Here is an 11,958-nt window from a genome sequence, read left to right as displayed (position 1 = left end):
CTTTCATAAAACAATAAGTACCATAATCGCAGCACATATAAGTTCACAGAGTGCCGCTGTGGCAACCATCAAAATATTAGCTCGTTTTATATCTGCAAGCTCTATATTTCTCACACTGTCACCTATATACTTTTTATCTACTATTTTGCCAAAATAACTGGCTGGTCCTGCAAGCCTAAGACCAAGTGCTCCAGCGCATGCGCTCTCTGTCTGTGCAGAATTTGGGCTTGCATGATTGTATCTATCTCTTCTGAAAATTTTAAATGCATATATGGCACTGTAATTATGTCCAAGAAACAGGCAACTAACAATCATAAGTATTGCGCTTAGTCTAGATGGAATGTAATTAACTACATCATCCAGTTTTGCAGCTGCCTTGCCAAAGTCCATATACTTGTCATTTTTATATCCCACCATGGAATCCATGGTGTTGATTGCCTTGTATACAAGTCCAAGTACAGGGCCTCCAATTACTAGATAAATCATAGGTGCTATAACACCATCTGATGTATTTTCTGCAACAGTCTCAACAGCAGCCTTAATAACACCCTTTTCTGTAAGCTCAGCCGTGTCACGACCTACAATCATAGATACTGCGCTGCGGCCTGACTGCAATCCCTCTTTTTCAAGGGCGGTAGATACTTTCATACTCTCCACCCAAAGAGACTTAGCTGCAAGACAATAGTATGTCATTACAGATTCTATTATAACTCCTAAAAATGAATATACCGTGTATGCGAAGTGAAGTATTAAAAAAGATGTAGCTGCAGTCACTGTAATTACAATAACCACCAGCCACACTCCCATAATTCTTTTTCGCCTTGGAATAGTTTCTATATCAAGACTTCTATCTGCTCTTTTTAAAAATGAATCCGAAAGAGAGCCTATCATAGACCCAATCCATCTTATTGGATGAGGCCAGCCAATTGGATCACCTAAGAAAAGATCTAGGATGAAGCCCGCTATAAACGCCGTCAGATGATAAATCAAATATAAATCCCTCACTATTTTCTATATGATATGAATAATAATCTCCGCCAAAAAGCTGGCTTAAAATTGCCATAATAGTTCCGCCATGACAAATAACAGAAACATTAGTATAGTCAGCGGCCTGCTGAATAATGCTGTAAAAACCTCTAAGTGAACGCTTACTAGCATCCTCTCTGCTTTCCCCACCTGGAAAAGCATCTACGCCTCCCCCATCAATCCATGCCTGATAGTCTGGATTACCGGAAAGCTCCTTGTAATTTTTCCCTTCGAATAATCCAAAATCAGTTTCTCTCAAATCATCTATCAAGATAATATCCTTACCTGGATAAATAATTTTAGCTGTGCGGACACAGCGTACAAGAGGACTAGAAAAAACTATATCTGCCTCTGGATACTTTCTGATATGGATTTCCCTCTCTCCCTCCATGGTCATCTGCTCGTCGGTTATTCCTACATACCGTTTCTCATAATTACCGCTTGTTTTCCCATGGCGAATCAAAGTGATTGTTTTGTCTATCATTTTATCCTCTGTCCTATACCACAAACTACCCTGTGCACCTCTGTAGCTTCCTTAGCTAAAGCAGTAAGAATACTTCCAGTAATTTCACGCCATCTTCTGTCATCTGGCTCTAGTGGTACTACACCGTTACCAATCTCATCTGAGATTATTGCCCATTCTCCTTCTTTTATGATATCTAATATCTCTGCCATTATTGCATCTGGCTTTTTACCTTCATCAAGTCTCTTTTTTACAAAAAGATGAAGCTGATTGAGATACCTGTATTCAGGAAAATTAGCTCTTGCGTATGCAGTTTTACCTTGATAACTTCCACCTATAATAAGAATCATAATTTACCCCAGTTTAGAAAATATAGCTATAGCCACTGCCATCAGAGTTTCAGCAATGCATACAAACCATCCGGCCAGATCCCCTGTGATTCCGCCGAATTTCGTATATGCGGTAAAAACATAATAAACAACTGAAATAACAAGCGCCACAAGTACTGCCGTCCAATAAAACTGAAAAAAGGCTCCTGCCATCAATGCCCACAGAATAAATTGTAGCGCCAAGAAAAATACTACCTTTTTTTCATCTGCAGTCTGAGCACTTGTATTTAATATGCCCTCATTCTTGCCCTTTTTGTATTTGATAACACAAATTCCACTTATTGCTCTGGAAATAAAAAAGGTAAATGTCCAGGCAGTAAATCCAAGCTCATCCATGGAATATATGGCAGAAAATAGGATTATTCCAAGAGTAATTAACCTAATAACTGCAAATGCACCAACATGAGAATCCTTAAGTATCTCAAGGCGCTTTTCCTTGTCACCCCAGGAAGCCAGTGCATCGCTTGTATCCATATATCCATCTACATGAAATCCACCGGTTACGATAACAGGAATAACCAATGCTATTAACGTAAATACGATATAAGAAATATTAAACTCATATGAAAGCTTTTGCCATCCATACTCTAGGGCTCCTATGACAGCGCCTACCCAAGGGAAAAATATCAAATGATATTTCATATCCTTGCTATTCCAGTTAAAACGTGGCATTGGAATCCTAGAATACATGGAAACGGCCACAATAATTGACTTTATAATACTCATAACACTCTACCTTTTTCTTTTATGGGAATAGCTATTCCTACAACTACTTCATATACCTCATCAGCAAGGGCTGAGATTTTTTGGTTAATCTTCCCCAATGCCCTCAGATAGTCCTTTGTCCCCTCATCATATTCTGCGCTATCTTCAAAAACATTGTTAGTGACAATAACTATATTTTTTACCTTTTGATGAAGCTCCTTAACATCCTCCATTATCTTTTTGATGCAATAATCTGAAGGAAAAACCTGCCCATCTCTAAACATCTCATTGGCTACCAGATTGGACATACACTCAAGAAGAATAATGTCCTCCTGCGACAACCGACTATCAGTAGAAAAGTCTCCTGAATCCACCGTTAATACCTCTGGTATAGCATCTGTAATATCAACAGAATGCTCTAAGGTGACAAAATCCTTTCCCGCTCTAAGGTCTCTATGACGCTTCACTCTCTCTTTTGATTCTTCGTCATAGGGAACCATCGTAGCAAGATAATATCTATTTTTGTAATTTGATTTGCATACGTAATCCTCTGCATAAGAAGATTTGCCGCTGCTACTACCACCGTAAATTAATGTAATCATAGTTATTCAAATTTCTCATACTGCTCTACACCGGACTCACCGAATTTAAGCGCATCATGAAATACTGTATCTGTAAGTCTAAGAATCTGAGCCATCATAACGGCTCCAACCCCCTCTCCCACTGCCATATTGGCCTCCAGAACAGTTGGAAGATTTAGCTTGCTTGCAAGCTTTATAGCAACTGGCTCCTTGCTGATGTGAGAAGGAATTAAATAGTCCTTAACATTTTCAAGTAAGCGCTCTGCAACAAGGGCTGACACCTGAGTCAGCATGCCATCGATTATAATCGGCACCTTATAAAGACCTCCACCAATGACAACCCCTGTCATTGCAGCAAGCTCTAAACCGCCAAAATTAGCACATATCTCAACAGGAGAAAGACCAGAATATTTTGAAAGGGCCATAGAAACAACAGCACGCTTTCTGCTAAATCCTTCGTCATCAAGACCTGCGCCACGTCCTGTAACCTGCTCGGCATTTAAATCCAGCAAATATCCAGAAACAACCGCAGCTGATGTGGTATTGCCAATGCCCATCTCGCCAAGTAAAAGTGCTGTATATCCCTGTTCCTTACTCTCCTTAACAAGGTCCATCCCCACCTGTACTGCACGAGAGAATTCCTCTACAGACATAGCAGGCTGCTTAAGAAAATTGCAAGTACCATACTTCACTCTTCTGTTTAAAGTATATGGGACTTCCTTTTCATAATTGATACCCACATCTACTGCCATTATATCAATACCTAGATGTCTAGCCATAGTACCTGCTGTAGTAAGCCCCTTGCCTATATTGGTGGCGCAGATTCTAGTAACCTCCTGACTAGTTTGGGTAACACCCTCCTCCACTATGCCGTGATCACCGCAGCAAACAATAAGTCTCATGTGGGATAAATCAGGAGCTTCAAACCCTTGAATAGCGGCGATTTTAGAATGCAAATCCTCTAAAGCACCAAAGCTATTAATTGGCTTTGATACTCTGTCCCACTCTGATTTAACTTTTTCATAGGCCTCATTATCTAGAGGCTCCACAGAAAGCTTATTCTCTAAAATATCATCAAATAAATATCTAGTTTCCGCCATAGTTTTTCATAGCCTCCACAAATTTATCTACAAATACTGGTGCTGATGGATAATACAAATGAGGGAATCCAATATAGGATGGTCCAACTTTGTGAATACATTGCCAGCTTCTGTTTCCAGTAGGCTTTTTCGCTGTAAATGATGAGCCATTATTATCTGTGTCATAATAGTGGAACTCATGTCCCTTAATTTCAAAGCCCTCAGCTTCTATAGTAACATAGCCGAATCTCACAAGCTTTCCAGTCCAGTAAGCACTACCATTTATGGCACCTATCATATTGTAGGTCTTGTCCTGTTCATTTTTAATATTATCTAAAAGATACATAAAGCCACCGCACTCTGCTAGCATTGGAATACCTCTATCCATGGCTTTTTTTATCTCTGCTTTTATCTGAGTATTTCCCTGTAGAGCAGACAAATAGTTTTCTGGATATCCTCCCCCAAGAAGAATTCCTGATATATTTTCTGGTAAATGATGGTCTCTCAAAGGTGAAAACTCTACAAGCTCCACACCTCTTGCCTGAAGCATTGCAAGATTTTCTCTGTAATAAAAACAGAATGCCTCATCTCTAGCTACTCCAAGACGAAGTTTATTATCGCTAGCCTTAGATGGCTGTACAAAAATTTTTGAAGCAGCCTTAATCTCTGGAACAGTCTTTGATAGTTCAATTATTCCATCAATATCCACCCCATCTAAAACAAGATTCGTCTGCTTCTCAAGTTTTTTATTTATATCATCAATCTCCTGAGGAAGATATAGTCCCAAATGTCGAGAAGATAACTCCACATTTTTTTCTTCAGCAACAGTTCCAAAGCACTTAATATGTAATTCCTCTTCTATGAGGTCAGCAAGCTTTACTCCAAATGCCTTGCTAGTTCTATTTAGGATAACGCCCTTTATAAGATGCTCACGGTCATAATCAAGAAAACCTCTAATCTCTGCCAAGACTGAGCGGCCTGCTCCCTTGGCATCTATAACAAGAATAATAGGTGTCTTTAAAACTCTAGCCAAATCATAAGATGAACCAGTAAGCTCCACTCCGCCTATGCCATCAAAAAGGCCCATAACACCTTCTATAACAGCTATATCACCAGAGAATTCATTTTCAAATAATTCCCTTGTAACATCATCCTCTGTAAAAAACGTATCGAGATTGCCTGATGGAATACCAAGCACATTTCTATGAAACATTGGATCAATATAATCTGGTCCGCATTTAAAGCTGCAAGGATTAAGTCCCCTCTCCTTAAGTGCCCCAAGCAGTCCACATGTAATAGTAGTTTTTCCACTGCCGCTTTTATTGGCAGCAAGCATTATTCTATAGCAATTCATCTAATTAACCCCAAAAGAAACGATGTATACTGGATTTTGTCCCTGCATAAGAGAGTATTCTCCAGCCTTCTTTGACTTGCTAACTGTCACTTGGACAATATCCGCATCGTCGATTTCAAATTTCTTTAATACATTATTTATTTCACTGATTGTCTCTAATGTCACAGCATTAATTACAATTCGTATATGCGTATTTCTACTTATAAGTTCAGATAAAATATCCTCAAGTCTTCCACCACTGCCACCAATAAATACATGAGTAGGCGCTGGCAAATCTCTTATAACATCAGGAGCAGCTCCCTCAACAAGCTCTATATTGGAAGCACTAAATTTCTCAATATTTTTCTTGATAAGACTGCATGCTTCTGGCTTTATCTCAACTGCAAAAACCTTTACTGATGGATCCAAAAGTGCCAATTCCACAGCCACAGAGCCACTTCCACTTCCAATATCATAAATCACAGAATTCTTTGTTGGCTGCAATTTACATACAGAAAGAGCTCTGATTTCCTCTTTGGACATTGGAACCTTGTCTCTAATAAACTGGCTATCCAAAAGAGATGGAGCCAGAATTTTTGGAATAACATTATCATTTTTTATCAAAATGGTAACAAGTCCATCTCTATTAAAGCTTGCACATTTATCTGCTGTAAGCCACTCTACCCTTTCATCCGTGTAGAGATTGGTGCCTACAAATATTTTGAATCTGATACCATACTCTTTTTCAGCAGATACAAGCATCTCACCTATGATGCGTACATCCTTGGCACCAGAGGTAATCACAAAAGTCTTTTTGTTGTGAAGAGCTCCATTTAAAACCTGCAGCTTCCAAGTAGATTCCTTTATTCCATGTGTGCTAAGAATCTCTCCATCCTGCCAATTTTCCTTGGCTCTAGCAGCAATTGCACTAATTGATGAAATGCCCGGAAGAATCCTGGTCTTGCAGAAATTAAGCTCATCAAGTGCCTTTCCAAGTTTTGCTGCACCGCTGTAAAAACCAGTGTCTCCCGAAAGAAGTATTACCACATTTTTGGTGCCATATTTTAAATCAATAGTAATCTGTTGAAGAATTGGAACAATATCCTCTGCCAAATAATGTGGGTACTTTTTAGCCTTAGAATCAAAGCCAACAAGCATTCTAGGAGCGCCAAAAATATAGTCGGCCTCCTCTATTGCCTCAAGTACCTCTCTAGTCTGGCTGGCAGGTCCCATTCCAAAACCTGCAAGAATCACGTTGATTTTATTGTCGAAGCCCTGCTCTGGCATGGCCGCTGTCACTTCATCTGTCTCTTCTAAATCATCAGAATAATCTATCCTAAATAGATTAAACAGCTTGTCTCTCACCTGGTCAAAGGTAAGGCCTTCCACCTTTTCCTGTGGCCTTCTAATAACAAAGCATTTTATTCCAAGGGCTCCTGCTGCCTCTATACGCTCGGCCTCCCCAGAAGCCTGACCGCCCTCTTTTAAAACAAGAATGCTGGCGCCAGATTCTTTTAAAAAAGCCACATTCATAGCCTTTGAAAAAGGACCCTGCATAGCTATAATCTGGCTTCCTTTTAGCCCCTGCTCCTTACAGATTTCAAGACTCTCTATATTAGGGATAACTCGAGCTATTATTCGCTCTCTTAGAGACTCACTCTGACAGAAAACTGGAAGCTCCTTACTTCCTGTAGTAAGAAACACCTTGCCAGTGGTATTTTCAAGGGCTCTAGCCACATCAAGTGCCGAGTCAAAAAAAGTGCACCCACTAACATCCACATTATCTTCTGCTCGCAAGAGGCGATAAAATGGAACAGTTATGTATCTAAATAAGGCGTCCTCAATCTCAGTCTTCACTGCTGTCGCGAAAGGATGAGTGGCATCAATGATTCCATCTGGCTGCTCACACTCAAACATCTCAACCATAGCTGTTGAGTCCAGTCGTCCTGTTCGCACCTCAATATACTCAGACTCTTCTATAGGGTCCTTGCCATAATCTGTAGCAACACAGTATACGCAAAAAATTTCCTTTTTAGCCAAGGTCTGAGCCAAACGCCTTCCTTCTGTAGTTCCACCAAATATAATTACTTTATTCATATTTTATAACCTCTAGGTGTTACAAGCTTATCTGATATTATTCTTGTATTTGAGTTTCCAACAAATACAGTTGTAAACATATTAACCTGAGTACTTTTTAACTCTAAAAGGGTACAAACATGAGAGTTCTGCCCCACTCTTCCAATGTTTTCCACATAGCCACAGGCCCTGTCTTTACTTGCACCTGCCTCCATTAAAATATCGCAGGCTTTCTCAAGATAATCATGCCTTTTTTTGCTGGAAGGATTGTATAAAACAATAGAAAAATCTCCCATAACCGCTGCCTTTAATCTCTTTTCAATCACTTCCCAAGGTGTAAGTAAATCGCTAAGGCTTATAAGGCAAAAATCATGATTAATAGGAGCACCTAAAACTGCTGCCCCAGAAATTGCCGATGTAACGCCAGGAATCACTATGAGATTGTCCTCTGTAAAATCAGAAGAACTATTCATATATTCAGGTAAAAGCTCATACATAGGCGCCGCCATACCATATATGCCTGCATCGCCGCTGCAAATAAATGCAACCGTCTTCCCTTCAAGGGCAAAATCAAAACATGCTCTGCATCGCTCAATTTCTTTTTTCATAGGAGTGGTAAAGAATTCCTTGTTAGGAAAATGTTCCTTAACCAAATCTATATATACTGTATATCCAACGATAACATCAGCTTTCTCCATTGCATTAAATGCATCCTCTGTCATCATTGATTTAAATCCTGGCCCCATGCCAACTATGTATATCTTTCCTGCCATTTTTTCTACCAATCTATAACTACTTTTTCTCGTCTTGCTGCTGCAAGTGTCATTCCATCAAATGCTTTTTTCTCTTTAATGATTGTGGATTCTTCGCCTGCTGCAAGCAGTGCAGACCTCTCACAAACATTTCCTACGCCTACATTTTCTTTTACAAAATCAGATTCATTAAAATCTCCCTCTACTGCCAAAAGCTCATCAGCAGAATAAGTCATAAAAGGAACTCCAAAGTACTGGGCCAGCTTAATAAGCCCAATCTCTGATGCCTTTACATCAATTGATGAAATGGCATACAGATTATCATATAGATATTCCTCATCATATACACTTGTAACAAACTCAAAAAGCTCTTTAAAGGTCTTGCCCTTTTTACATCCAATTCCAAGTGTCAGCCTCTTTGGCACCAGCCACAATCCATCAATATCAAGGTATTCCTGTGTCTCTATGGCATTAAGCTTTTCTCCCTTAAGTGCCTTAGTGGAGACCACTTTAATCATTTCTTTATTTTTAATTTTAAATCCATTTTCTCTGGCGAAAACATCTACCGCAAATACGTTATTAATATCTGTAGCAGTGGTGATTACTGGATTGGAATCTATCTTTTCAGCGATAGCCCTAGCCCAGTCATTAGCTCCTCCAAAATGACCTGACAAAATAGGAATAACATTTAGCCCAAGCTCGTCTGTAACTACTACAGCGGAATCTTTAAGCTTGTTATTTACAAATGGTGCTATAGCTCTAACAGCTATTCCAACAGCTCCTATAAATAAAATAGGCAAATGGTTTTCAAAGGAATCCTGTACCCAATCATTAAGTGACAACTGCTCATTTCTATATTCTGGAATAGCCTTATCCCAATCATCAAATAGTTTTAATGCCAGCTCTTTTCCTGTATCTGTAAAATATGCAACCCTAATAATTTTTTTACTTTTCATAACTCTTTCTATATCCCGTTTCAAAATACGGATCATACAACTTTGATAGAGAATAACCCGCTTTTCCTATTACATCCCCCACTAAAATAACTGCAAATCTATTAATACCATTTTCAGCACCAGTCTTAGCTAGCGTGCCTACTGTACATATAAACTTTTTCTCATCTGGCCAAGAAGCTTTATAAACAATAGCTGCCTTTGTACTAGGAGAATATCCACCTGCAATCAGTCTCTCTTGAAGCTCTTCTAACATACCTGAGCTCAAATAAATAGCCATTGTAGCTCCATGTTTTGCAAAGCTCTCTATAGATTCTTTTTCTGGTACTGCTGTCCTCCCTGCCATTCTAGTAATAATAAGAGACTGGCTGATATCAGGAAGGGTATACTCCAAATTAAGACTAGCTGCTGCACCAAAGCAAGCACTGACTCCTGGACAAGTCTCATACCGTATTCCATGCTCATCTAGTATGTGCATCTGCTCCTGAATGGCTCCATATAGGCTAGGATCACCTGTGTGAAGTCTTACGATTTCTTCCTGCTTCTCATCCCCTTTTATCATAACGTCCATAACCTCATCTAAGGTCATCTTAGAACTGTCATAACAAAAGCAAGAATCTTTGGCGTATCCTAAAAGCTCCTCGTTAACTAAGGAGCCTGTGTAAATAATTGTATCCGCCCTAGTTAATAGTCGCATGCCCCTAACTGTAATCAAATCTGCTGCACCGCAACCTGCTCCCACAAATGTAATCATTTTCTCTGTCCCATCCTTTTAAAGTCATCAAAAAAAGTAAAACTTTTATTTCCAAAAGGCACCTGCTCAATATCCCATTCACCATCATCATGGATTGTTATAAGAGTAGCACCTCTTTGTTCTGTATCTCTTGCTATTCCTGACATAGCCAAATAATCAATACTCATTCCATAAGTAAGCCTAATTCCCTGATACTCAAGGGACATATTGTTATAGTGGTCATGGCCACAGAAAATTGCTTCGGTGCTTTTAAGTTCCTTTGCTGTATCAAATAGTTTACTAGGATACTTAGAACATGACACCTTACCTACTTTAGATTCTTTATTGCTTCCAAAATAATAAGTCACTTCGTCGCTTCTAGCATTGTACAAATCTGCTGCAGTTGCATATTCCTGAAGAGGGATGTGGATAAATATCATAGATGGCACTATGTCTCCTTCTTCATCTTCTAATGCTAGAACTTGATTTTTGTACCACTCCACTTGGTCATCATGAATATAGTCATACTCACTGCTGATACCCTCACCTGTATAGGCGTTAGAATCTATTAGAAACAGCGCCTGTGCCAACGAACCATCCTGATTCTTAAGTTCAATAAGCTGGTTGTTTCTTCCTGTAATATCAGGCTGCACATATGGGTACAAAAGATTCTTGCTTGTATACCAAGACAGGGATTTATACAACTCGTTCAAATCTTTCTTGGATGATGCAGCATAGCTTTCTGTATCATGATTGCCATAGGTAAATGCCCATGGTATTCCAGTATTTCTCATAAAGGCTGCAAACTGCTGAACTGGTGCAGTGTTATTAAATGAAAATGAAGCATATCCTATAGGGAAAACCAAATCACCTGTTACTATTACAAGATCTGGCCTAGTCTCCTCCAAAAGCTGGAATATAGTGTCCAAAGCCTTTAGGTCTTTGTCATAGGAAAGAAAGCTTCCTCCCAAATGTATGTCTGTGAGCTGAAGTATTTTAAAGTCTCCACTTTCCTTAGTAATGGTATAAATACCTGTGCGCTCATCATAAGTTATCTCACTGTGTCCATCGTAAATATTAGGAACATGATTAATGTATGGCTGAGTAAGCCAAATATCTCTAGACAGGAAACTGTAGCCACCTACAACTATTGCAACAATTAAAATCATTGCAACAACCAACCTGTTATATTTTTTCTTTGAATGGGTAAACTGGTTTAACTTAAAGAGGTTAAAGACGAGCGCTATAAAAATGTATAGACCGCTGAAAAACGGTGCACTGTCTATAACAAAGACTTCTTCAAAGTAATAGTATATGCCGCTAGCAACTAGCCAATAAATTAAAGAGAGAATAATAGCTCTCTTGTGAAGCTTTCTAAGAGCCCCAGCATTTTCAAAATTGTGGTTCTTAGAAAACCATCCTACTAATGTGTAATTCTTGATAATGAAAAAAGCTATTACTTCAAAGACTATCAGATTAATATTTATCTTTTCCAGAAACTCAAAAGGCTTTGAGTTGATGCCAATGGAAATAAGTGAAAATCCAAATGAAAACACCCACCCAAAAGCTACTAAGCTCCAGTTAATAAGTCTTCTATTATATCTGTCAAAAAGTCGTATAAAAGGTATAAGTTGCTCGTCTACATTTTCAAGTAATCCTAATGCATTCTTTCTTCTATTGGTTTCAGAAATAATAAGTGCAATAAGAGATACTACAAAAAGCACACCAAAAAGCCATAGAAAACTACGCCTATAGATAAAGGCGTTTAAAAGGAAAATAAAACATCCTATTCCAAGTATTATATTTAGATACAGATGTAGCTTAAACCTTCTGAATCTAGACTTAAAACTCATAACCCCCACCCCTAT

Annotated in this window: 12 protein-coding genes; all 12 read right to left on the bottom strand. The window is 38.9% G+C overall.

Annotated features, from left to right (window positions below):
* Positions 1 to 3: 3 nt before the first annotated feature.
* Genes cbiB through BLP50_RS02205 form a run of 12 tightly spaced genes read right to left on the bottom strand, consistent with a single transcriptional unit; the run spans position 4 to position 11,943 of the window.
* Positions 4 to 990 carry an adenosylcobinamide-phosphate synthase CbiB gene (gene cbiB, locus BLP50_RS02260; RefSeq protein ID WP_090150336.1) on the bottom strand — a complete coding sequence of 329 codons (987 nt, stop codon included), beginning with the start codon at positions 988 to 990 and terminating at the stop codon, positions 4 to 6.
* Positions 932 to 1,510 (bottom strand): histidine phosphatase family protein, encoded by a 579-nt coding sequence (locus BLP50_RS14255; protein ID WP_090150332.1) that lies wholly within the window; start codon positions 1,508 to 1,510, stop codon positions 932 to 934. Before BLP50_RS14255 ends, cbiB begins: the two co-directional genes overlap by 59 nt.
* Positions 1,507 to 1,839 carry a bifunctional adenosylcobinamide kinase/adenosylcobinamide-phosphate guanylyltransferase gene (locus BLP50_RS02250; RefSeq protein ID WP_090150329.1) on the bottom strand — a complete coding sequence of 111 codons (333 nt, stop codon included), beginning with the start codon at positions 1,837 to 1,839 and terminating at the stop codon, positions 1,507 to 1,509. Before BLP50_RS02250 ends, BLP50_RS14255 begins: the two co-directional genes overlap by 4 nt.
* Before the next feature lie 3 nt (positions 1,840 to 1,842).
* A complete protein-coding gene (locus tag BLP50_RS02245; RefSeq protein WP_090150326.1) occupies positions 1,843 to 2,604 on the bottom strand; it encodes an adenosylcobinamide-GDP ribazoletransferase in 762 nt (253 codons plus the stop codon).
* Positions 2,601 to 3,185 (bottom strand): bifunctional adenosylcobinamide kinase/adenosylcobinamide-phosphate guanylyltransferase, encoded by a 585-nt coding sequence (locus tag BLP50_RS02240; RefSeq protein ID WP_090150324.1) that lies wholly within the window; start codon positions 3,183 to 3,185, stop codon positions 2,601 to 2,603. Before BLP50_RS02240 ends, BLP50_RS02245 begins: the two co-directional genes overlap by 4 nt.
* Before the next feature lie 2 nt (positions 3,186 to 3,187).
* Positions 3,188 to 4,264, bottom strand: coding sequence for a nicotinate-nucleotide--dimethylbenzimidazole phosphoribosyltransferase (locus BLP50_RS02235; protein WP_090150321.1), 1,077 nt, complete (start codon positions 4,262 to 4,264; stop codon positions 3,188 to 3,190).
* Positions 4,251 to 5,597, bottom strand: a complete 1,347-nt coding sequence (locus BLP50_RS02230) for a cobyrinic acid a,c-diamide synthase CobB (RefSeq protein WP_090150318.1) — start codon at positions 5,595 to 5,597, stop codon at positions 4,251 to 4,253. Before BLP50_RS02230 ends, BLP50_RS02235 begins: the two co-directional genes overlap by 14 nt.
* A complete protein-coding gene (cobK, locus tag BLP50_RS02225) occupies positions 5,598 to 7,673 on the bottom strand; it encodes a precorrin-6A reductase (protein ID WP_090150315.1) in 2,076 nt (691 codons plus the stop codon).
* A complete protein-coding gene (cobJ, locus tag BLP50_RS02220; protein WP_090150949.1) occupies positions 7,670 to 8,425 on the bottom strand; it encodes a precorrin-3B C(17)-methyltransferase in 756 nt (251 codons plus the stop codon). The genes cobK and cobJ overlap by 4 nt, the downstream gene beginning before the upstream one ends.
* A gap of 5 nt (positions 8,426 to 8,430) precedes the next feature.
* A complete protein-coding gene (locus BLP50_RS02215) occupies positions 8,431 to 9,360 on the bottom strand; it encodes a cobalt-precorrin 5A hydrolase (RefSeq protein WP_176753656.1) in 930 nt (309 codons plus the stop codon).
* Positions 9,350 to 10,111, bottom strand: a complete 762-nt coding sequence (cobM, locus tag BLP50_RS02210; RefSeq protein WP_090150309.1) for a precorrin-4 C(11)-methyltransferase — start codon at positions 10,109 to 10,111, stop codon at positions 9,350 to 9,352. The genes BLP50_RS02215 and cobM overlap by 11 nt, the downstream gene beginning before the upstream one ends.
* Entirely contained in the window at positions 10,108 to 11,943 is a 1,836-nt protein-coding gene (locus BLP50_RS02205; protein ID WP_090150305.1) for a metallophosphoesterase family protein, read from the bottom strand. The genes cobM and BLP50_RS02205 overlap by 4 nt, the downstream gene beginning before the upstream one ends.
* Between the last annotated feature and the right edge of the window lie 15 nt (positions 11,944 to 11,958).

Source organism: Pseudobutyrivibrio sp. AR14, assembly GCF_900101325.1.
Classification (GTDB): domain Bacteria; phylum Bacillota; class Clostridia; order Lachnospirales; family Lachnospiraceae; genus Pseudobutyrivibrio.
This window is presented reverse-complemented; position numbering and strand designations above follow the sequence as displayed.

What these genes read in the sequence shown, in the direction of transcription:
- BLP50_RS14255 (WP_090150332.1), bottom strand. Translation starts at nt 1,510, where the DNA reads ATGATAGACAAAACAATCACTTTGATTCGCCATGGGAAAACAAGCGGT.
- BLP50_RS02250 (WP_090150329.1), bottom strand. Translation starts at nt 1,839, where the DNA reads ATGATTCTTATTATAGGTGGAAGTTATCAAGGTAAAACTGCATACGCA.
- BLP50_RS02245 (WP_090150326.1), bottom strand. Translation starts at nt 2,604, where the DNA reads ATGAGTATTATAAAGTCAATTATTGTGGCCGTTTCCATGTATTCTAGG.
- BLP50_RS02240 (WP_090150324.1), bottom strand. Translation starts at nt 3,185, where the DNA reads ATGATTACATTAATTTACGGTGGTAGTAGCAGCGGCAAATCTTCTTAT.
- BLP50_RS02235 (WP_090150321.1), bottom strand. Translation starts at nt 4,264, where the DNA reads ATGGCGGAAACTAGATATTTATTTGATGATATTTTAGAGAATAAGCTT.
- BLP50_RS02230 (WP_090150318.1), bottom strand. Translation starts at nt 5,597, where the DNA reads ATGAATTGCTATAGAATAATGCTTGCTGCCAATAAAAGCGGCAGTGGA.
- cobK (WP_090150315.1), bottom strand. Translation starts at nt 7,673, where the DNA reads ATGAATAAAGTAATTATATTTGGTGGAACTACAGAAGGAAGGCGTTTG.
- cobJ (WP_090150949.1), bottom strand. Translation starts at nt 8,425, where the DNA reads ATGGCAGGAAAGATATACATAGTTGGCATGGGGCCAGGATTTAAATCA.
- BLP50_RS02215 (WP_176753656.1), bottom strand. Translation starts at nt 9,360, where the DNA reads ATGAAAAGTAAAAAAATTATTAGGGTTGCATATTTTACAGATACAGGA.
- cobM (WP_090150309.1), bottom strand. Translation starts at nt 10,111, where the DNA reads ATGATTACATTTGTGGGAGCAGGTTGCGGTGCAGCAGATTTGATTACA.
- BLP50_RS02205 (WP_090150305.1), bottom strand. Translation starts at nt 11,943, where the DNA reads ATGAGTTTTAAGTCTAGATTCAGAAGGTTTAAGCTACATCTGTATCTA.